The organism is Pseudomonas sp. RW407, from assembly GCF_003176655.1.
GTDB lineage: Bacteria > Pseudomonadota > Gammaproteobacteria > Pseudomonadales > Pseudomonadaceae > Pseudomonas > Pseudomonas delhiensis.
The window spans coordinates 373,025-394,837 of record NZ_QGSL01000107.1; the positions used below are offsets into that span (position 1 = coordinate 373,025).

At 54.4% G+C, this 21,813-nt stretch carries 19 protein-coding genes; 2 read left to right on the top strand and 17 right to left on the bottom strand.

Features of this window, described 5'->3' with window-relative positions; all coding sequences use genetic code 11:
• From DK254_RS34920 to plsB, 17 genes are all read right to left on the bottom strand, one after another.
• Positions 1-66: hypothetical protein (locus DK254_RS34920; protein WP_256595931.1), on the bottom strand; the 66-nt coding region annotated here is incomplete at its 3' end.
• Positions 67-151: 85 nt separating this feature from the next.
• Positions 152-2,248, bottom strand: coding sequence for a YjbH domain-containing protein (locus DK254_RS25675; RefSeq protein ID WP_109936077.1), 2,097 nt, complete (start codon positions 2,246-2,248; stop codon positions 152-154).
• On the bottom strand, positions 2,245-3,012 hold the full coding sequence (locus DK254_RS25680; RefSeq protein ID WP_109936078.1) for a capsule biosynthesis GfcC family protein: 768 nt from the start codon (positions 3,010-3,012) through the stop codon (positions 2,245-2,247). The genes DK254_RS25675 and DK254_RS25680 overlap by 4 nt, the downstream gene beginning before the upstream one ends.
• A complete protein-coding gene (locus DK254_RS25685) occupies positions 3,009-3,668 on the bottom strand; it encodes a YjbF family lipoprotein (RefSeq protein ID WP_109936079.1) in 660 nt (219 codons plus the stop codon). Before DK254_RS25685 ends, DK254_RS25680 begins: the two co-directional genes overlap by 4 nt.
• Before the next feature lie 24 nt (positions 3,669-3,692).
• Entirely contained in the window at positions 3,693-4,799 is a 1,107-nt protein-coding gene (locus DK254_RS25690; RefSeq protein WP_177412114.1) for a polysaccharide biosynthesis/export family protein, read from the bottom strand.
• A gap of 139 nt (positions 4,800-4,938) precedes the next feature.
• Positions 4,939-5,211 (bottom strand): hypothetical protein, encoded by a 273-nt coding sequence (locus tag DK254_RS25695; RefSeq protein ID WP_089391546.1) that lies wholly within the window; start codon positions 5,209-5,211, stop codon positions 4,939-4,941.
• A gap of 169 nt (positions 5,212-5,380) precedes the next feature.
• Positions 5,381-6,796, bottom strand: coding sequence for an undecaprenyl-phosphate glucose phosphotransferase (locus DK254_RS25700; RefSeq protein ID WP_109936081.1), 1,416 nt, complete (start codon positions 6,794-6,796; stop codon positions 5,381-5,383).
• A 49-nt stretch (positions 6,797-6,845) separates the two neighbouring features.
• Positions 6,846-7,661 carry a glycosyltransferase family 2 protein gene (locus DK254_RS25705; protein ID WP_109936082.1) on the bottom strand — a complete coding sequence of 272 codons (816 nt, stop codon included), beginning with the start codon at positions 7,659-7,661 and terminating at the stop codon, positions 6,846-6,848.
• Positions 7,658-8,746, bottom strand: a complete 1,089-nt coding sequence (locus DK254_RS25710; protein ID WP_109936083.1) for a glycosyltransferase family 4 protein — start codon at positions 8,744-8,746, stop codon at positions 7,658-7,660. The genes DK254_RS25705 and DK254_RS25710 overlap by 4 nt, the downstream gene beginning before the upstream one ends.
• Positions 8,743-9,960, bottom strand: coding sequence for an O-antigen ligase (locus tag DK254_RS25715; protein WP_146219647.1), 1,218 nt, complete (start codon positions 9,958-9,960; stop codon positions 8,743-8,745). The genes DK254_RS25710 and DK254_RS25715 overlap by 4 nt, the downstream gene beginning before the upstream one ends.
• Positions 9,957-10,823 carry a phosphorylcholine transferase LicD gene (locus DK254_RS25720; RefSeq protein ID WP_109936085.1) on the bottom strand — a complete coding sequence of 289 codons (867 nt, stop codon included), beginning with the start codon at positions 10,821-10,823 and terminating at the stop codon, positions 9,957-9,959. The genes DK254_RS25715 and DK254_RS25720 overlap by 4 nt, the downstream gene beginning before the upstream one ends.
• Positions 10,820-12,214 (bottom strand): bifunctional cytidylyltransferase/SDR family oxidoreductase, encoded by a 1,395-nt coding sequence (locus DK254_RS25725; RefSeq protein ID WP_218281455.1) that lies wholly within the window; start codon positions 12,212-12,214, stop codon positions 10,820-10,822. The genes DK254_RS25720 and DK254_RS25725 overlap by 4 nt, the downstream gene beginning before the upstream one ends.
• A 2-nt stretch (positions 12,215-12,216) precedes the next feature.
• Positions 12,217-13,452 (bottom strand): oligosaccharide flippase family protein, encoded by a 1,236-nt coding sequence (locus tag DK254_RS25730; protein WP_109936086.1) that lies wholly within the window; start codon positions 13,450-13,452, stop codon positions 12,217-12,219.
• A gap of 410 nt (positions 13,453-13,862) precedes the next feature.
• Positions 13,863-14,363, bottom strand: a complete 501-nt coding sequence (rfaH, locus tag DK254_RS25735; RefSeq protein WP_109936087.1) for a transcription/translation regulatory transformer protein RfaH — start codon at positions 14,361-14,363, stop codon at positions 13,863-13,865.
• Positions 14,364-14,458: 95 nt separating this feature from the next.
• Positions 14,459-16,687 (bottom strand): polysaccharide biosynthesis tyrosine autokinase, encoded by a 2,229-nt coding sequence (locus DK254_RS25740; RefSeq protein ID WP_109936088.1) that lies wholly within the window; start codon positions 16,685-16,687, stop codon positions 14,459-14,461.
• Positions 16,688-16,700: 13 nt separating this feature from the next.
• Positions 16,701-17,168, bottom strand: a complete 468-nt coding sequence (locus DK254_RS25745; RefSeq protein ID WP_109936089.1) for a low molecular weight protein-tyrosine-phosphatase — start codon at positions 17,166-17,168, stop codon at positions 16,701-16,703.
• 196 nt (positions 17,169-17,364) lie between these two features.
• Entirely contained in the window at positions 17,365-19,857 is a 2,493-nt protein-coding gene (gene plsB / locus DK254_RS25750; RefSeq protein WP_109936090.1) for a glycerol-3-phosphate 1-O-acyltransferase PlsB, read from the bottom strand.
• A 301-nt stretch (positions 19,858-20,158) separates the two neighbouring features.
• Between plsB and DK254_RS25755 the strand changes: the two genes are divergently transcribed.
• Together DK254_RS25755 and DK254_RS25760 are read left to right on the top strand one after the other, a co-directional pair.
• Positions 20,159-21,082 (top strand): ABC transporter ATP-binding protein, encoded by a 924-nt coding sequence (locus DK254_RS25755; protein ID WP_109936091.1) that lies wholly within the window; start codon positions 20,159-20,161, stop codon positions 21,080-21,082.
• Positions 21,079-21,813 (top strand): ABC transporter permease subunit, encoded by a 735-nt coding sequence (locus DK254_RS25760; RefSeq protein ID WP_109936092.1) that lies wholly within the window; start codon positions 21,079-21,081, stop codon positions 21,811-21,813. The genes DK254_RS25755 and DK254_RS25760 overlap by 4 nt, the downstream gene beginning before the upstream one ends.

Genomic DNA, 21,813 nt, shown 5'->3' on the forward strand with positions numbered 1-21,813 from the left:
TGCCAGCCAGTCGAGAACGAAGTTGGCGCCGATGAAGCCGGCGCTGCCGGTCACGAGGATGGTCAAGGGAAATATCCTTATCAGAAAGAGTCCAGGCAGCCGATACGAGCCGCAGAGGTTGAGTTCTGCAGCTCGTATCGGCAGGGGAGCGCTATTCGGTGATCTTGCTGAAGCTGCCGTCGAACATGTCGACGTTGCGCCCGTCGGTAAGGGTATACAGCGAGTAGCTGCGGCCCAGGCGCGCACCACCGTCACGGGTCAGCGGGGCCCAGGCCAGGTTGGCGCGGCGCATGGTCGAGCTGCTCATGATCTCGTCGAACGGAATCGACACGTAGATGCCCTTGTCGAAGCTACCTTCGCCGTACTCTTCCTTGGAGGCGGTGGTGAGGGTCACCCAGCCGCCGAAGCGCACGCCGTTGCTGAACTCGCGGGACAGGTCGATGGTGGTACCCCAGTCGCGGGCCAGGTAGCGGCCCACGCTGACCGCGGCCAGCACGTCCTGGAAATCGGTCTTCAGGTAGCCGGTGACGTGGCCGGTGAGCACCTTGTAGTCGCGCAGGCCGAAGTCCTGCTCGAAGTCACGCTGGCGCACGTAGTTGAGGTCGCCACCGATGGCCCAGCGCTCGTTGAGCGGGCGATACAGCAGCTCGCCACCGACGCCGGCGAACATCGACTCTAGGTAGCCGCCGTAGACCATGCCGTACATGTCCTCGTCCAGGCGCTTGACCTTGTTCAGCTGAAAGGTCGGCATGGTCACGTCCGAGGTGGTCCAGTACTCGCGCAGGTAGGTGCGCACGCGCGGCAGGTTGCTGGGCGCGTCGTACTTGAACTTGTCGAAGTTGTTCAGCAGGTTGGCGCTGAGCGAGCCGCTCCACCAGGTATCCGGGGTGAAGCGGTATTCGCCATTCAGGTCGGCGGTGAACTGGTAGAGCAGGAAGCCGTCGGGGCCGCCGACGTTCTGCTTGTAGCCCAGGCCGAGGCCGTAGCTGAATGGATCCGGCTTCTGCGTGTAGAGCACCTTTTCCTGGTGCGGCAGCGGCCAGTTGCTCTCGGTGCCGCGGCGCAGGTCGTCCAGCGGACGGTCGTTGTTCACCACTTCGCGGAAGGTCTCGCGCGGCACGCTGGTCTCGATGACCGGCAGGTCGTAGCGCTTGTCCACCACGGTGAAGTACTTGATGTCGTCATCCACGCTGTTGTCGAGGATGCGCGCCGCGCGGCCCACCGCCTTGGGCGGGTAGAGGTAGCGGGTCTGCTCGCCGTAGACGACGATTTCCTTGTCGCGCTGGGCGATGCGCTCGACCTTGTAGCCGGCATTGTTCTGCAGGCGCCTGGACACGTTCGCCCAGTCCACCTGGTCCGGATGCAGGTCCGGCGCCTTGGCCGGCAGCGGCTCGGCCGGCGGGTCGAAGGTCTTGGCCGGCGCCGAGCGGGAAGCGAAGTTGGTGTGCAGGGTGATGCCGAACATGGCGGTGTTGCCACGTTCCCAGCCGGCGGTCAGGTCTACCGAGTCGCTGGCCTTGAAGACGAGGCCCAGGTTGATGGGGGAGCTTTGGTCCTGGTTGTTGCTCAGAGGTTCCCGCTTGTAGTCATTGCCGTCGTATTCCAGTTTGACGGCCAGACGGTCCCATGGCGTTTGCCAAAGCACTCCGCCGAAAATCCCAGGCGAGCCCCGGAAGTAATTGCTGGCGTCGAAGGAGCCCGCATTGGCCACGTCACTGGTGGGGATCGGACGATCATCGAACTTGTCGTCCACCCAGCCGAGTGGGTTGCTGAAATCACCGCGGTTGCCGAGGTAGCCCCAGGCGATGCCCAGGCTGAGGTCGAAATTCCCGAATCGCTTGTTGCCGACGAAGTATTCGCTGGAGAACAGGCCGGTACCGCCGATGTCCAGTGCACCTACCGCTAATTCCGGTGTCCAGCGGCTTTCCTGGAGCAGACGGAATTTGGCGTCTACCGCCTTGTCCTTGTAGCTCTGGTCGCCACTGAAATCCTCTGCACCGTACCGACGGTTGCTGACGGATGTGTAGCGGAACGATGTTTCCAGCCAGTCGAATGGCTGCAGCGAGAAGCTATAGCGCGAATAGGGATCGACGCGGTTGGCAGTGACAGCGACGTCCCCGGCTGGCGCCATGCGTGCAGTAGGCGTTTGCATCAGACCCATGATGCCGAAGTCGTTTCTGGTATCGCGGGGTTCGGCATGGGCCACTGCCCAGGGCAGCAGCAGGCAGAGGGAATAGCGGAGTTTCATTGCGCCACCTCGGACAACGGTTGGGTGGCGATGAATTCGGCCATTTCTTCATTCAGATCCGGGACGGCGCTATCCGGGCCGGCGGCCTTGATCGGTACCAGGATGGTTGCCCCCGGCGCGGCGGGTATGCCCTTCTGGAGGTTCCACAGGGCGATGCCGAGGTGACTGACCTGGCCGTCCGGCTGGATCAGATAGACATAGTCGGGATCGGCTTCCGGCAGCGACGGGCACGCAGCGGAATAGTCCCGTGCCTGTTGCATCGGCACATAGGCCAGGTAGCAGTCGGCCGCCACGGCTCCCAGCACACGGACCGCACTTGGTCGGGTGGGGAAAATGAAAATGTCGCCAGGTGACACCAGGCTGTTCTGCGCCGGGGTGACTTCCACCTCGACGGGGTCCATCAGGTGCAGGCGCCGACCACTGACCGGCTGGCTGGCGACCTGGTCGTAGAGGCGCTTGGCCAGGCTGGAAAGTGCGGGTTGATCGTCCAGCAGGGCTTTCTGTTGCAGCATGGACAGGTCGAACAGAATGCCGGCCTTCAGGCGCTTCTGCTCCGGCAGCAGCTTCGACTGCAGCCACGCGGCACCCAGCCAATAGCCCTCGGCATTGACCTGGGTGGCACGGAAGACGTCGGCGAGGCGGGTCGTCGAGGTGATAGCCACGGGGCCGGGCTTGGCCGCATCGCCGCGAACTTCGACGGAGTCGCCGGCCATGGCGGGGCCGACCAGCAGCAAGCTAATCAGGGCGAGAAGGCGAATGCTCATTTGCCTGCCCCCCGATATGGGCGCAGTTGGGTGATCGCAACCTGCAGGTCGGGCGTGACCTGTTGCAGGCTCTGCATCACGAAGCCGTCCCTGGGGTCGACCCAGTATTTGTTGGTGGCGCTGAAGCCCAGCAGCGGCGCGCGGATGTCTTCATCGACGCGCAGCAGGTCGTAGTCGCGCTCGAGAATACTTACGCGCTCCAGGCCGACCTTGTGGAAGCTGCTCTGCACGGGAATACCCAGGCGATAACCGCTCGCCAGGTCGATCCAGCGCTCGCTGCGCTGCCCATCCGCCAGCTTGTGCAGGCCGGTATGGAAGGGCGAGTCGACACCCAGGCGCGTGCCGGCGAGGTTGTCGCCGAAGCCGGTGGTGCGTACCACCAGGCCATCTCGCATCATCAGCACCTGGCGGGTAGAGGCGAGCCAGTACTGCAGGTCGCCCTGCTGGCGCACCAGCGCCATTACGGCTTCGCCGCCCTGAGTCTGCAGCTTGATCTGGTAGTAGGGCACCGCATCTACCTGGGCCTGGGTCAGCTCAAGCGGCTTCGGGCCCTGGGTGGCGGCGCGCAGGGTGTCCCACGACGCCTGCATCAGAGGGTTGCAGGCGGATAGCGACAAGGCCGCCCCGGCCAGGGCGGCGAATTGGAGGAGTTTCACGTCGGTCGACCTGAGTTCGGTGGTTTATTCGTCGTTCAGGTCGTTCTTGATGTTGGCACCAGTACCAAGAATGGTGGTAGACGGCACCAACTGGCTGATGAAACGGTTCCAGCGGGTAACGCCAGCCGGGCCGACATAGACCACATCCTGTGGCTCCAGGTTGAAGCGCTGGGCGAGGATGAAAGCGGTAGGCGATTGGGCGTCCAGTTGGAATACCTTGGCGGGTTCGCGCTCCAGGTCTTCGACGCCGCGAATCACATAGACGGCCTTGCCGTTGGAGCTGGCTTGGTTCAGGCCACCGACGCTGCCCAGGGCATCGGCCAGGTTCAGGTACTTGGTCTTGTAGGTGATGGCGCGCGGACTGTTTACCTCGCCCATCAGGTAGACCTTCTTGCGGTCGTTGTAGGGCAGGTAGATCTGGTCGCCGTCCTTCAGGTAGACGCTGTACAGCTGGCTTTGCTGTTGGTCGTTGAGCGCGTCGAGGTTGAGCTTGTACTCGTGGCCATCGCGCTTGAGGACCATGTTGGAGAGGTCGGCAGAACCAGTGTTCACGCTTGCGGTGCTGACCGCTTCCATCAGGCTGAGCGGGGTAGCGGTAATGGCCTGCGGGCCGGCTTTGCCGAAGGCGCCGCTGAGGATCACCTTCTGGCTGGAAAAGCGCATGATCGCCAGGTCAACTTGCGGGCTTTCCACATACTGGGACAGGCGGCTGGAAATTTCCGAGCGCACTTCCTCGATGGTTCGACCTGCGACTTTGACGGTGCCGATATAGGGATAGAACAAGGTGCCGTCAGGGCGGACCAGACGACCGTTGGCGTCAATCTGTTGCTGCTGGCCGGAAGGCGCAGTCAGTTCCGGGTGGTCCCAGACTGTGATGTAGAGGACATCGGTCGGCCCGATCTGGTAGTCCTGCGGATGGTACGCCAGCAACTCGGCCGGCACCTGGCTCCCGGTCTCCGTCGCGGCGTTCACCGCCAGCAGCTTGGGGGTGATCTGCACCAGCTCGACGCGGCTGCTCTCGGCGGAGTCATCGCGAACGATGCGGCTGGTGTCCATATTCTGGCCAGGGGCGAACATGCAGCCCTGGAGCGAAAGAGCGGCGACAACGGCAACGGATAAAGAGCGGATCATGGGAAGGAACTACGCAGCAAGCCGAGACGGCAACACCCTGAAGACCGGGAGCCGTGAACGGAATTGATAGGAAACGGAATGAGGTGAACCCTGCCGCCACTATGACGTGGCGACAGGGTTCAGCGGCTACAGACTGATATCAGTGAGTGCCGGTGGTACCAGTGGTACCGGTGGTGCCAGTAGTGCCCGGGGTACCGTCATGGCCACCGCCGCCACCGCTATTGGAAGCGGCAACGCCCGCTGCCACTACGGCAGCACCGATACCAATGGCGCCACCTACGGTGACACCGCCGGCAACCGGGGTAGACAGGGTCAGCGGCTCGGAAGAAGCCGGCGCGTCGGCCGGTGCTTCCGCCGCCAGCAGCGACGTGCTCAGGGTCGCCAGGGCGGCGAACGTCAGCAGTTTTTTCACGTTGAGACTCCTTGTGGGGTCGTTCCTTCAGAAAGAAGGAAGGTTAAGGCTGGCACGAGGCCAGTGCAAGCAGAAAAGCCCCGGCACCATTGCAGACATTGAATCCAGCCAAGCCTTTGGCTTGCCAGAACCCACAGTTTGGTCCGGAGCTCTTCAGCCTTCTGTTCTCTCAATAGGCGTTCTTGTGGATGAATCCCTTAAACACCGTGAGAAAAACGATTTTCAGGTCCCACCAGAGGGACCAGTTGTGGATGTAGGCTAGATCGTGCTCAACACGCTTTTGCATCTTGTCTAGAGTATCTGTTTCACCACGCCAGCCATTGACTTGGGCCCAGCCTGTAATACCGGGTTTAACCTTGTGACGAAGCATATAGCTATTTATCTGGCTGCGATATTGCTCATTATGTGCAACGGCATGGGGACGTGGACCGACGATAGACATATCACCGAGTAACACATTAATGAATTGTGGTAATTCGTCCAGAGATGTTTTGCGGAGGAAGGCACCCACGGGAGTAATACGATTGTCGCCTCGGGTTGCTTGTATGACATTATCGCCATTCTCCATTACTCTCATACTACGGAATTTCCAGACTTCAATAGGACGACCATCGATGCCATAGCGCTTCTGACGAAAGAACACTGGTCCTGGTGATGTCGCTTTAACTATGGCGGATATCAATAGCATAGGTATAGCAATAAAACTCAAGATCAGTGTTGAAAGAATGATGTCTTCCAAACGCTTTATGACGGAGTTGGCTCCCGTCATTGGGCTATCAAAGATACTAATGGTAGGGATTCCATTAATATTTTGAGTTCTAGAGTGAAGTAATTCAAATACGAAGATGTCTGGAACTATATAGACAGAAGCAGTTGTATCGCTTAGCTGCTCAACCAACCATTTAATACGTTCTTCGCTACGCATCGGTAGCGTTATATAAACTCGATCAATCTGCTGAGCTCGCGCCTGATCAACCAATACATCCAATGATCCAGATATTGGGATGCTTACTTTGCTATTTGCCAAGCGTATGGGAGTGCACCTATTGTCATCAAAGAACCCGAGTAAGTCTAATCCCATCCAGGGAGCGCTTGTCACATTATTTGCAAGACGCTGACCAACTGGCCCAGCACCAGCTATGGCAACTGATCTAGTATTAAATCCCTTGCGGCGTAAGGCATTTAGAGTAATTCGAAGGAAAACCCTATAGCTGCAAAGTCCGAGTAATACAAGAGTAAACCATTGTAGGAGCAAAGAGTCCTCTAAAAATGGCATGCCAAGTAAGAAATTTTCGTATAGGAATACAGTAATGAAACTAATTGCCCATATCCCACCTGCCTTTCTTACTTCTTCGCGAATCCGCTCTCCACGCCAAGATGCATATAGCTGACTGAAGTCGCTAGCTAAATAATATACAACCAAGGCAAGCAAGGTAGCGATTATGTGCTCTTCGCTTAATGTACGTGAATGGATGAGAATAACAATTGCCATCCCTGTTGTAATAACTATCAAATCCAGAAGTCGCTGGAGCACTGAGATGCTGGCTTGATGTGCGCGCAGTATTCCGCGGTCCTTACCATTCATGGAACGATCCTTGCTGAAGCCGTTGATAGCGTTATATCAGTGGGTTTCTCTAAGTAACGCTCATTTTTCTTTTTAAGGTTCCATTTATTTTTAAATAGGTGGCATTCCATTTAGCCGCGAATAGGAAGCCACTGCAGATGTTCCAGTAGTTGTATTTTGAGAGAAGTTTTGTCGAGCTTTTTTCTTGTAAGGCATGATAGAAGCCTGGAATATTAATTCCAATAACTTTTAGGCCTAGAGAGTGAGCTTTCATGCAAATATCTGAGTCTTCACAGTACAGACGATATCTTTCATCGAGAGGAGGTTGCTTTGTCAAAGTACTAGATATATAAAGAAAAGCTCCTAGTGCCCACTCGATCTCGAATATATCTCTTTTTATTTCTCTCAATATATGGTTATTTGTTGTTGCCTTGCTTTTTGAAAATCGATTCTTAACGAAGCCCCAAAAAGAGGGAAATCTCCGCCAAGAGTTCTGAATCACTCCGTTTTGGTAGTGAAGAGTAGGGGCGGCAACGCCCAGTTCTTCCAGTGTAGATATAGTGTCTAAGAATTTTAGTAGCGAATCTTTTTCAAAATAGCAATCCGGGTTAATTAGAATAAGGTTCTTGCCTTGAAGAAAGAATTCTCTAACTAAGTCATTGTTGTTTTTTGAAAAGCCTTCTAGTTCGGACTTTTTTATGAGTTCGAAACTGTCGTCATCTCGAATGGCTGCTTCCAATAATAAATCTGTTCCATCTGTTGAGGCTGCATCGCAGATGTATTTCTTTATATGCTTTATTTCTCTACAGGAATCTATGAGTTTTGATATGTACCCTGAATGGTTATGGGTGACTATTAATATTGCATGTTCTGAGGAGTGATTCATAGTGATAATGCGCTTTCTAATTCCTTGAAGAAGATTTCGGTATCAAATTTTTTTGACTTTTCTAAAGATGATCTCATCATGCTCTCAAAGGCTGATGGTTGAGAGAGTATATATTCTAAGTGCTTTGCAAGCCCTTCCACTGAGTCTGCCGTATAGCCATTCACCTTCTCGTCGATAAAATAATGAGAGGAAGGCGTTTTGTAAGAGATTATTGCTAGTCCCGCTTCAAGGGCTTCAAGATTTACTAAACCAAAAGTTTCTGGAAGCTTGCTCGGAAATAAAAGAACGCTAGCATGCTTGAGCGCCTTTTCTTTTGCTTTCCCTTTAAGATTAATAAAGACCTTTATTCTCTCTCTGTTTGGGTCTATTAAGTCGATCTTTTTCATTATTTTTTTGAAATATGCTTCATCAACAATGTTTCCGGCAATTATCAGGTAGCTTGAGGGATGATTATTCCTGATCTCTAAATATGCCGAAACTGTATCTTCGATTCCCTTCCCCTCTAGGAAGTTTGATATACAGAGAATTATTTTTCGATGTCGCCGAATTTTCTGACTAATATTTTCATGCTTAGATAGAAAATCTATGTTCTTACACGGGAGGATCCTATTGGGTATCACTCTTATGTGTTCGGCAGGAATTCCGGTTAATAAAACTAGCCTCTCTTTTTGTGACTGATTAATGCAAATGGCAAATATTTCTTTAAAAAAATTAATTTTCTTAAGAGCTTTAACTAGAAAATTATTCTTGATTTCTACATGGAAGTGTAGAGTGATTTTTTTTGCTGTGAGAGATTTTATGATAAGGAGTGATGCTACATCTCGGTAAAAAGCAAAGCCGTGCGGGGTTATGGAGTAGTATATAAAGGTATATTTCTTAACTAAAGACTTATAAATTACCTGCAAACAGAAGAGGATGGACTCTACTACCTTCTGTGCAGAGAGTTTCCCATTTGATGGCCCATAAGAAGTGGCGATATCTATTATGTCATTTTCTGAACTATATCTCTCTGAAATCAGTTTTGAGACCACCTTTGCGCCGTTTGTACTTCCTCTTAAGTGTAGAATGAAAAGTCCAGATTTCATGTTTTATTACTATATGTATTCGAGGGGGAGACAATAGAAGTATTGAGTTTTTTACTGCTAGAATTTAGATATATTTTTGTGTTCATTCCTAGGAAAAGGAAAAGTGGAATCATAAGTTGCGCCCTAATTATTATCTCTGTTGTTAGGGATAGCCAAGTGAATAGAATGATAAAGCAAATAGAGATGCTCGCAATTAATTTATGATTTTTCTCTTTAAACTTTAGTGTTTTCAATGAGATTTTCAGGAATGATATTAGAGCTAAGTAGAATGTAAGGCTACCTATTATTCCAACAGAAATTAGCAGGTAGAGGTAGCTGTTATGCGCTCTGAAACCTTCCACATCAGCACTTTCAGAGAAGGCACTTGTCGCTTTTATATCGGCATCTAGACCCTGGCCAAATAACTTGCTGAGATAATCTGACTCTATGTAGGATTTGATAATTGCGGACCATATTACAGTCCGGCCTTGAGTATTTGCGGCTGAGAGAGGGTCCGTAAAGTCGAACCCAAGCATTCCGAGGCTTTTAAAATCTATCAAGGCAAAGCTTAATATACCAATTAACGCTGAAACTCCAATCAGGGCTGTCGTTTTTAAGTTAAGCTTCGTGGGGGACTTTCGACGAGCAATGATAATTGTCGCGGGAATTATTAATACCAGTGGTAGTGCGATTCTTGCATTGGATTTGAATACTAGGTATCCAGCGCAGACAATGGATATCAGCAAGAGCGTTTTTTGTCGAAGCGTGGCAATTGCTATTGTCAGGAATATGAGTGCAGCAATGGCTAAGTCTGTTTTGAAATAGTAACCCCCGGTAAATGTGTAAGCGTTACCCCATTGCTTGTAACCAACACCAATAAGTGCCATAGACGAAAGTGTGACTAGAAAGAAAACAGCAGCAGCCCCTAGGAGGGTAGGGTTTCCTATTCGAGCAGGAAGCGTTCTTCCTATAAAATAAAATAATAGATAGCTAAGAAATTTTGACATTTCAACAATGGAGTCTTGAGTTGGACTCCTGAGTGTCACTGCAAGAACAAAAGATGTGAATACTAGAAGTACTATATCAGCATTGCATATTTTAATTTTTTTATGCTTTATGCCCGTTAGCATTATTAGGGTTAGAGCTAGTGCAAGAATGCAATGTAATATACTTAGAGCTTTAAAGGCCCAGAAGTAATCAACAATGAAGCGGCTTATTAATATTGCTTCAATCAACTATTTTGGTCTCGATTTAAGGGGTGGACATAGTTAGCATACGGAGAACTTAGGTCAATGAACTCCTTTAAATGCTCGGGAGTCTGCTTTGATGCCGGAGGGGGTGTCATATAGTCTTTATATATTTTTCTAAGATATTCATCGTAGCCTGCTGGCCCGTAAAATGAGTTTCCGGAAAAATTAAATATCTGCTTCTTAGAAAACACAGTTGCTCTTGCAATTTCTTTAATCCCCCATCGACCTAATAAATTTCCTACATGGCTTGGCTCTCTCATCTTATTAAGTCTCAAGGACTTATCTAATATATAAAAGAGAGGTCGAGAGGGGGTTGCTTTTAATAAATAATAAGCACTATGACGTATAAATGCCTTTATTTTTTTATCGCTCTCTGTTCGGTAGTTCCCCGTTTTGTGGCTCACTAGGAGTCTAAGTATTTTTATAAAGCTATAGTGAAGGTATTGTGCAAGTGGCCTTTTAAAACATGCATCTAAAGGGAATATGTCTATCCAAACACCTCTTACAAAAGGGCGAGTTGTTTTTTCTATGACGGTTGTAGATGTGTCATAGCATTTTGCAAATGGAAAGACATAGTCTTGATTATTCTGAGGATGTTGAACTGATAATGGTGAAGGTAGCAGGTGCGCTACCTTCAAGAAATTGTCATAATCCTCTCGTAACATACCTATATCAATATCGTCATCCCACGGAATAAAACCTTGGTGACGTACTGCACCGATTAAGGTGCCTCCGATCATAAAGTAATTTATTCCGTTCTTTTCACATAGATCATGTACTGCTTTCAGTATGCTTAATATTTTTGCTTGAACTAGTGAGTTTTCATCTTCTTCTAATTTGATTTTCATAGTTTCTTTATGTCAAATATTTGCCCAGTATGCCCGCTGACCAAAACTAGTAGCGCGCGTTCTGCAACTTCCTTTGCTGATAGCAGCGACTCAATGGGTTCTACACCAAAGGCTTTAGTTCTCATCGGAGTTGCGGTTCGTTCGGGGTTTATGCAATTCACTCTGATGTGATAAGAGTGCCATTCATCAGCAAGTGCTTGTGTGAGGTTTACTACTGCAGCTTTGGATGAACTATAAAGGCTATATAGAGCTCGACCGTAGGTATAGGAGCTAGAAGTAAAATTAAGAAGCTGGCCTTGACTTTCTCTAAGGTATTCGAAACTAGCGACGGAGATGTTTACCGCTCCGTTGTAGTTCACGAGAATTGACCTATTTATTTCTTCGGAAGACATATCGATCAGAGGTTGCTTGCTAAGAACTGCGGCAGTATTTACAACATAATCAATCCGTTTGTAATCTCGATAAATATCCGCTAGAGCTTTTTTTACTTGATCAAAATTAGTAATGTCTACCCCGGTTCTGGAACCAATCGGTATAACTTTTGCTTGATAAGCATCACTAATTTTTACTATTTCTTCGCCGATACCACTAGTTCCGCCAAAGACCACCATGATTTTCTCTTTAAGCGAAGAGAGAGAGAAACTGAGGTTTTGGATTTTCTGATGTTCGATAGAGCGAAGTTGGCAAAGCTTGTCTAGTATATGAAGATCTTCTTCATATGTAAGTTTTATATTGCTGTTGTCCCCCTCTACTAAATATATCTTTTCGTCAGGGAGGTACTTTAAAATTACACCGCAGTCATCTGTTGTAGAGAAGTTGGGGTCTTGCCTAGCTAATTCGTAAGCCTTCTTAATAACTTTGTGTGAAAATGCTTGAGGTGTTTGCCCATTTCTCAGATTTGATCTGTCGGGGATACTCGATATCGTATTAGTCAGTGGTTCTGATACGATAATTGTGTCCGTGGTCTTTACGACTACATCGACAGCATTATAACTGTCTAGTGCTTGTACCACATCTTTTATGATTCTCTGGCTAATAAGTGGGCGAACTGCATCGTGAAAAATTAACCTGACCTCATATGATGAGCAGTAATGTTCGGTTGCCTGGATTGCTGAAAGTGAAGATTCATAGCGTTCGGTGCCACCAAAAATAATTGACTTTACTTTATTGAATCTTCCGTGAAGTACAATATTTTCAATGGTCTCTATACATGCTCTATTTGAGACTATGACGATTTCATCAATTTCTGAGCTTGAGTTAAATGAGTCTATTGTGTGCTCGACTATTGGTCGCCCAGCAAGCTTCATCAGCTGCTTTGGTTTTAGGAACTTGCTACGAGTACCTTGCCCGCCGGCTAGGATGACTGCGATATTTTTGGTCGGCTTGTTCAATTTTACGCCCGAGATAACTGAGATTTATTAATGGTCTTTCTAACTGAGAATGACCTATAGAGAAGCGCTGAGAGTTCAGCAGTGAACACTGTACACACAACGCTGAAGGCCGTTGTTTTTCCTAATGCTAAACATAAGGTTAGCGCTGCGAGTTGAACTAGTCCTGCATATATTACGCTGTAATTTGCTGCTTTTGTGTTTCCAAATGCACCAAGAAGGGGGTAGCCAATAAATATAGAAGGAATAGTTGCGCAAAGTGTTATCATGAAAACGAAAAGTATATGGTAAGCAGCGATATATTCTGGTCCGTAAATAAACTCAATTATCGGCTTTCCTGCCAGGATGCCTATTGTTATACCTAGCAGGGCAGTGCTCATAGATAGTAGAAAGACTTTTTTGAATGTATTTAGGTCGCGATGCTTAGCCATGTGAGGAAACAGGGCTTGAGTAATTGGGCTGTATATAGCAATCGCTCCCCTGAATAGTTGTTCGGCGACGGCGTAGTAAGCAACTTGAATTGGAGACGATGTCGCCCCAAGAAAAAAAGTGGCACCAGCGCCGTAAGTACCGACAGCTGCTCTTGACCAAAAGAACTCTGTTGAGTCTCTAAGTATGGATATTGTATATCGCCAGCCAGTCCATCGTGGGGTGTATCCTATTTTGTGTATTAGGAATATTCCAATTGCGGCGGCAGTTAGTTGGGATATTCCATTGGCTAATGCGAATAAGTAAAGATCGTCCGGAGAGTTAACGAGGAAAATGGTCAGAATTACCAAGGAGAGCCTGCAGAATACGGTATATATAGTTATGGCTTTCATTTTTTCCAGCCCTTGAAAAAGCCATACTGGTTGTAATGCTAGGCCTGTAATGGAGAGCGATAGAAGCCAAAAGAAGCTGGTATGCTTTTCATAGTTCTCCATTATGATTGGGTAGAGAAAAACTAATGCTAATACTGGAATTAATAAAATGATCTTGCAGCAATAAACTGCTCCGATTATTTTCTCTATTTGTTTTTTTTCTTTTGCCTTTGCAATTAGATAGGTTGCGGAGATGCTAAACCCATAGTCAATGAATATGCCTGCTATTTGTATTATTGAAGATCCTAGGGCGCTTACACCATAGCTTTCTGTATCAAGTACCCTGGTTAAATAGGGAGCTAGGACAAAAGGTAATAGATAATTTGCAAACTGAATTGCCAATAATGCACCAGCGTTGCTGGCAACTTTCTTTATGCTCATGTTTGAGGCTTGCGCTAGAGAAGATGGCTGCTAATGGTGCAAATAGGCACACGGATAACTGTCTAATCTGAAGGCCTAAACAAGGACGATACAGTGGCTAGCCATCAGGAGTATTTCGGACACGCTACCGCCCCAGGATTTATGGTCAGGCTTCCTGAGGACGCAAGATAGTAGGGATATAGTGCATATTCTGCATGACCTCTGACTGCAGAAGTGCACAGTAATAGGAGGATTTGCAGGGGGCAGATCGTCCTTAATGTCTGGTTTACCCTTTTCGGGAGTTTTCCACTTGTGAATTACATGCGGAAAAAATATTTTATGAGCTTAAATTTATCCTTTGGATTATGAAGCATTTCGCAACTACGGAAAGCTTGGTATTTAGTGATAGTCCTTTGGTTGGCGATTACAGTTCAGGCCTCTATTTTTTTCAGTCGGACAATGGGAAGACTGATAGTGAGTTCTCGCTGCAATATATTGAGCAAAAGCAATACTCGATCGTCGCCATCCTTGCTCAGGAATATGGCTTCTAGTTGCTGCAAGTTAGAATCGTCTATTAGAACTTGGTCGCCCGGTGAAAGCGCAGGTAGTACAGACGCTTTTCTATTGGCCAGTTGACTGATGACCATATCAGGGACCGGTGTAGGGCTGCCGCCAAAGCTAACGATCTGACTCACCCCGCGGGTAGAGCGGATGGGCAACCAGTTGTCTTCCACTTTGTCCAAATGGATGAACAGATAGCCGGGGAACAGGGGCTCGCTGAGCTGCTGCAACTGTCCCTTGTGCAGGTACTCGATCTGATGCATGGGGAGTAGGCACTCGTATCCCTGGCGTTCCAGATGCTCCAAGGCCCTTGGGGCCTGGCGTGGTTTGCATTGGACCAGGTACCAGCGTTTTCCGGTTGCGTCCGGCATGATTCCCTCGTTGCAGGACTGACTGCTCCTGCGGCTTTCCGATGCCCGCTATGCGGACGGGTATATGGATAAGGCCTTCCTTGGCCTTTCCTCAATCAGGCTTTGTCTGATTTATATTCGTAGTGGTAATAGCCGTAACCGCCATAGCCGTAGGAGGCCGAGGCACGTTTCTCTACGCCGTTGAAGATGGCGCCCTTGAGTTCGATACCGTTCTGCGCGAAGCGGCGGATGGTCAATTCGATTTCCCGTGCCGGGTTCAGGCCGAAGCGGGTGACGATCAGGCTGGTGCCGGACTGACGGCCGACGATGGCTGCGTCGGTGACCGCCAGCAGCGGCGGAGTATCCAGGATCACCAGATCGAAATGCTGGCTGGCCTCTTCGAGGAAGGCCGTGAAGTTGGGGTGCATCAGCAGTTCGGATGGGTTCGGCGGGATCTGGCCGCGCGGGATGAAGTGGAAGCCCTCGATCTCGGTGGTGCGCACAGCGGTATTGAAGTCGCAGCGCTTGACCAGGATGTCGGACAGACCATTCTCTTCCCCGCTATTGAGCACCTTGTGCAGGTAGCCCTTGCGCATGTCCACGTCCACCAGCAGCACACGCTGGCCAGTTTGGGCGATGACGGCCGCCAGGTTGGAGGAAACGAAGGTCTTGCCCACCGCGGGGCTGGGGCCGGAAATCATCAGGCGGTTGTTGCCGGCTTCCAGCATGGCGAAGTGCAGGCTGGTACGCAGGCTGCGCAGGGACTCGATGGCCAGATCGGTGGGGTGGCTGATGGCGAGCAGAGGAGCTGCTTTGGCTGCGCGGCCACGGCCCTTGTCGCGTCTGTCTTCCTCGGCCTTCTGCAGAACGCTGTAGGGGATCGAGGCATAGACGGGCAGGCCCAGTTGCTCGATGGCGTCTGGCGTTTCGATACCGCGATTCAATGCCTTGCGCAGCAGGACCAGGCCGACGGCGAAGAACAGGCCCAGTAGCGTGGCTACTAGGACAATCATGGCTTTCTTGGGTTTGACTGGCTTAGTGATATCGACATCCGCGGAGTCAATGATGCGGACGTTACCTACTGCGCCTGCGCGCATGACGTCCAACTCCTGGGCCTTGTTCAGCAACTGGGTATAGATGGCGGTGCTGACTTCAACGTCGCGAGTCAGGCGCAACAGTTCCTGCTGGGTTTCCGGTAAACCTTCGACTTTGTGGGTGAGACCGTTCTGTTTCGAAGTCAATTCGCCGATCTGGGTCTGCAGGGCTTGGTAAGCCGGGTGCTGGCGAGTGAACTTGCGGTCCATTTCCGCTTGCTGCAGTTTCAGTTCGGAGATGTTGGTGTCCAGCGCCACAATCTGGTCGAGCAGGGCCTTGGTTTCCAGGCTGATGTCCGCGGACTTGGACTTGGTTTGATAGGCGCTCAGGGCATCCTCGGCCTTCTCCAACTCGCGGCGTACATCGGGCAGTTGGCCTCGCAGGAATTCCAGGCTGGAAGCTGCCTCCGCGGAAGCACGCTCCACGTTCTGCCGGACGTAGAGCTTGCTGATCTCATCCAGTACCTGCAGGGCGCGGGCCGGCTCGTCGTTTTCCAGCGACAGGCTGATGATGCCGGACTCCTTGCCGGTCTCGGCGACGTTCAGGTTGTCCTGGTAGCGCAGGATGGTGGTCAGGCGGCGTTCGCGCGTCACATTGAAGTGCGTGCCGGGGTTGGCATGCAGCGCCTCGACCTGGATTTTTACGCCATGCTGGTCATAGGCTTCGCCTACCTTGCCCTCGACAAGCACATTGTCGTCATCGTCCAGCAGGGTATAGGTGCCATGCTCGCCAGCGATCAGCGTGAGAGTTTTTTCCAGCAGAGCAGTCGGCACATCGAGCTGGAAGACCTTCAGTTCCTCCCCACCCCAGCCAAAACGGCTCAGGCCGAACAGCGGTGTCGCGATTTCATCCGGAGTTTCCGGACTGAAATGTCGGGCCAGGAAGCCCCCGATCACCGGAAACCGCGACGGCTCCACCACGATATTCAGCTTGAGGTTATCCACTGCCTTGCCAATGACCGCGCGCGAAGTCAGCAGCTGAATCTCTGTAATGGCCTCCGACTGCGCCCCCAGCAGGTCGCCCATATCCGATAGCCCGGGAATGCTGGGCTTTTTCTGCTCCACCTGCACGATCGCATCCGATCGATAGATCGGCGTAGCCAGCAGCGCATAGGCAACGCCCACGGCCATGAAGCCCGCGGTGATGCCGGCGATCAGCCATTTGTGGTCGATCAGGGTGCCGAGCAGACCTAGCAGGTCGATCTCGTCATCGTCTTTGTCGTGAATGGCTACCGGGGCTTGCTGTTGCATGGGCGTGCTTCTTTTACTTCTTCGTCAGTGAGGCTTGGCGGTTCGGGCGAATGCGTTTGGCCCAGGCGTCGACGCCCTGTTCGATCAACGCGTAGGCGTGCTCGAACACGGCTGTGCTCTGGCGGTAGGGGTCGGGGATTTCCAGGTCTTCCTGCCACTTGCCGAGCAGGAAGGTCTTGCCGCGGGCTTCCGGGGCGATCTGGGTGACGCCTTGCAGGTGGCGCTTTTCCATGACCAGGACCAGGTCGGATTCGCGCAGCAGGCTGGAAGTCAGTTGGCGGGCACGGTGTTCGTGCGGCTCCTCGCCGTGTTGCTGGAGAACGGCCAGGGCATGTTTTTCGATGGGTTTGTCGACCAAGGCGCCGAGGCCAGCGGAGCTGACCTGGATGTCGCTGCCGGCCAGGCGCTGGCGCAGCAGATGTTCTGCGGTAGGGCTGCGGCATATGTTGCCGACGCAGACGACCAGAATCCGTTTGAACACAGGGACTTCCTTGATCCTACAGACGTGTATGCATGAAGGCGGGGAATGTAAGAGTCGGGGCTTTCTGAGTCAAGGCTGGCAATCGGAATGTGACGAGTTTCAGATTCTTCCAGGCGTGGCCATGTGCCATGCCGTTGCTGCCTTACAGCGCGGACAGCCGTTTGTCGGGTGGCTGTCCGCGGGGGGAGGGGGATGCCTATTCGGCGCTTGCCTGAGGGGCCTCCTGGGGCGGCCGTTCCAACGCCACCTGCCGGATCGACAGGCGAATCTCCGCCGGCAGCACCCGCTTGGCGGCGCCTTCGACGACTTCGCCGAGCTTCTCGTGGTAGCTCAGCTTGCCTGCCTCGTCCTTGCGCAGCACGCGCTGTTCGAGCAGGGCCTGGATGAAGTTGCGGAACAGCGTCTTGTCGAAGAACTCCGGAGCGTTCAGGCCGTGGAGGATGGACAGGCGCTGGGCCATGACGGTGCACAGGTTCTCCAGCTCCTCGGCGCTGAGCTGGCGCTGGCCGGCGTTGAGCAGCAGGGCGATGGCCATGTAGAAGCGTTGCAGCGTCTGGGTGATGGCGCGGGCCAGCAGCGTCAGCAGCACGTATTCGCGCGAGCTGGGGGCCGGGCGCACGTAGGCGTCGCCGTCCTGCTTCAGCAGGTTCTGCTCCACCAGCGCAGCCAGCCACTGGTCGATCACGGCGTCGAGTTGGTCCAGGTCCCAGCGGATGAACAGTTCCTGCTGCAGGAAGGGGTAGAGCGCGCGGGTGTAGTTCAGCAACTGCTCGCGGCTGATCCGCGCGTTGCTCTGGAAGAAGCTGGCGATCAGCGCCGGCAGGGCGAATACGTGCAGGACGTTGTTGCGGTAGTAGGTCATGAGGACGGCGTTCTGCTCGTCCAGGTAGAGGATGCGGCCCAGGGCGTCCTTCTGTTCGGACAGCAGGTTCATGCTCTTCACGTATTCGATCAGCGCCTTGCCGTCGCCGTCGGGCAGGGTGGCGCTGGGCGAGTAGGGCACCTTGCGCAGCAGCGCCAGGTAGAGGTCGAGCACACGCTCCAGGGCGCGTTCGTCCAGGGCCAGGCGGCTGGTGGAGAGCAGCGCCAGGGCCACCAGGTTGACCGGGTTGATGGCCGCCGCGTCGTTGAGGTGGCGGGCCACTTCGCGGGCCAGCTGGTTGGTGGCGTCCGGCAGCCAGGCGGGGCGGTATTCCGGCGCCAGTTCCTGCTTGCGCCAGCCGGGTTCGTGCTGGTCGAGGAAACCGTCCAGGTGGATCGGCTCGCCGAAGTTCACCCACACCTGGCCGAAGCGCTGGCGCAGCGCGCCCACCACCTTGAACAGGTCGAAGATGGATTCCTTCTTCTTCGCCGCGCCGCGCAGCTCGCCCAGGTAGGTGCGGCCTTCGAGCACGCGCTCGTAGCCGATGTACACCGGGACGAAGACGATCGGCCGGCGCGAGTCGCGCAGGAAGCTGCGCAGGGTGATGGCGAGCATGCCGGTGCGCGGGTGGAGCATGCGCCCGGTGCGCGAGCGGCCGCCTTCGACGAAGTATTCGGTGGAGAAGCCGCGGCTGAACAGGGTGTGCAGGTACTCGTTGAACACCGCGGTGTACAGCTGGTTGCCCTTGAAGCTGCGGCGCATGAAGAAGGCCCCGCCGCGGCGCAGGATGGAGCCCACCACCGGCATGTTGAGGTTGATGCCGGCGGCGATGTGCGGTGGCGTCAGGCCGCTGCGGAACAGCAGGTAGGACAGCAGCAGGTAGTCGATGTGGCTGCGGTGGCAGGGCACGTAGACGATCTCGTTGCCCTGGGCCACGTCCTGCACGCGCTCGATGTGGTTGACCCGCACGCCCTCGTAGAGCTTGTTCCAGAACCAGGTGAGGGTGACTTCGAGGAAGCGGATCACCGGGTAGGACACGTCCGCGGCGATCTCGTTGGCGTAGCGCAGGGCCAGGGCCTCGGCCTTTTCCTGGGTGATGTGCTGGGTGTCGACCTCTTCCTGGATGGCCTGGCGCACCAGGGGCGCGCGCAGCAGGCCCTTGACCAGGGTGCGGCGGTGCGAGAGGTCCGGGCCGATGACCGCGGTCTTCTGGTTGCGGAAGTGCACCCGCAGGATGCGCTGGACCATGCGCAGGGTGCGCTCCTGGCCCTTGCCCTGGTCGACCAGCTCGCGCAGGTGGATGGGGGCGGAGAACTGCACCCGCGTCTTGCGCCCGAGGATGAGGATGCGCGCCAGCTTGCGCAGGCGCCCGGTCACCGCCCAGTTGTCGGCGAACAGCAGCTTCCAGGCGCTCTTCTCGCTGTCCGGGGACTGCCCCCAGAACACGCTGACCGGGACGATCTGCGCATCGTCCACGCCGTTCTGGCCGATGGCCGCGAGCATCCGCACCAGCGCCGGCGGCGCCCCGCGCTTGTCCTGGCGGCCGAGCCAGTCGGGCTCCGGCGTCAGGTAGAAGAAGGCCGCCGGCTCGATGCTGCTGCCCACCGCCACCGGCATCACCGGGCGCGGCAGGCCGGCCTTGCGGCATTCCGTGTCGACTACCGCCAGGTCGCTCACCGAAGGCTGCTGCAGCACGTAGAGCACCGGCTTGCTGCGGTCGATCTTCAGGCTCAGGGACGACTGGTTGATGGTTTCCGAGCGCACCCAGAGGTAGAGCAGGCGGCGCAGGACGCCAAAACCGAAGCGGCGGAACGGGTAACGGGGCATACGGGCTCGCAGGCAGTTTAACGGGGCTCGGTGGCGACCAAGCGGACGCTAGTGTGCCGCAACGGCACCGCCGGCAAAAGGGCGGGAAGGCTGGCCCCGGGGCTGGTCGCGGCGCCTTCTCCCTGAAAGGATGGCAGCATTCCTGAAAAAAATTTCATGCACGGCGACGTACTTTTTCGTCACAGTCGCCATCTTGCACTGCCGCCCGTCGGTTCCTATAGTCCCGGCGGCATTTGTGGGAGCGGGTCTGCGCCGTGTATTTCGAGTGTCGGGGCGGGCTCTTGGCGCAACGGTGAGAGAAATGATCGAAATAAGCAGACTCACGAAGCGATTCGCGCAGCACACCGCGGTGGACGACCTGTCCTTCAGTGTGCAACCGGGGGAAGTCCTGGGCTTTCTCGGCCCCAACGGCGCCGGCAAGTCCACCACCATGAAGATGCTCACCGGGTTCCTCGCGCCCACCTCGGGCACCGCGAGCATCCATGGCTTCGACATCCAGACGCAGACCCTGCAGGCCCAGCGCCTGATCGGCTACCTGCCCGAGGGCGCGCCCTGCTATGGCGACATGCGCGTGCGCGGCTTCCTCGAGTTCATCGCCGAGGTGCGCGGCTACCGCGGCGCGCAGAAGCGCGAGCGGGTGGCGCGGGTGGTCGGGCAACTGGAGCTGGAGCGCGTCCGCGAGCAGTCCATCGAGACCCTCTCCAAGGGCTTCAAGCGCCGCGTCGGCGTGGCCCAGGCGATCCTCCACGACCCGCGGGTGCTGATCCTCGACGAGCCCACCGACGGCCTCGACCCGAACCAGAAGCACCAGGTCCGCGAGCTGATCCGTGGCCTGGCGCGGGACCGCATCGTCATCATCTCCACCCACATCCTCGAGGAGGTCACCGCGGTCTGCACCCGCGCCGTGGTGATCGCCAACGGCCGCCTGCTGGCAGACGGCACGCCCTTCGAGCTGGAAAGCCGCTCGCGCTACCACCAGGCGGTGACCCTGGTCGCCGACGACGAGCTGGACCGCGCGGCCCTGGCCGCCCTGCCGGGCGTGGCGGCGCTGGAGGAGAACCCGCTGGAGCGCAGCCTGACGCTGCTGGCCAGGCCGGGCGAGGTGATCTTCCCGCAGGTGAACGCGCTGATCGCCGAGCGTGGCTGGCGCATCCGCGAACTGGACGTGGAGCGTGGCCGCCTCGACGAGGTGTTCCGCAGCCTGACCAGGGGGGAAGCGGCATGAAGCAGTTGCCGGTGATCTTCAGGCGCGAGCTGGCGAGCTACTTCGCCACCCCGCTGGCCTACGTCTTCATCGTCATCTTCCTGGTCCTGTCAGGGGTTTTCACCTTCTACCTGGGCAATTTCTACGAGCGTAACCAGGCGGATCTGACGGCCTTTTTCAATTTCCATCCCTGGCTCTATCTGTTCCTCATCCCGGCGCTGGCCATGCGCCTGTGGGCCGAGGAGCGCAAGTCCGGCTCCATCGAGCTGCTGATGACCCTGCCGATCACCCGCTTCGAGGTGGTCACCGGCAAGTTCCTCGCCGCCTGGGTGTTCGCCGGCATCGCCCTGCTGCTGACCTTCCCCATGGTGCTCACGGTCAACTACCTGGGCGAGCCGGACAACGGCGCCATCCTCGCCGGCTACCTCGGCAGCTGGCTGCTGGCCGGCGGCTACCTGGCCATCGGCTCGTGCATGTCGGCGCTGGCCAAGAACCAGGTGATCGCCTTCATCCTCGCCGTGGTGATGTGCTTCGTGTTCATCGTCAGCGGCTTCCCCCTGGTGCTCGACGCCTTCAACGCCTGGGCCCCGCAATGGCTGCTGGACGCGGTGGCCTCGATGAGCTTCCTGACGCGCTTCGACGCGATCAGCAAGGGCGTCATCGACCTGCGCGACCTGCTGTTCTTCGCCAGCCTGATCGTCGCCTGGCTCGCCGCCACCGCGGTGGTGGTCGACCTGAAGAAAGCCGACTGA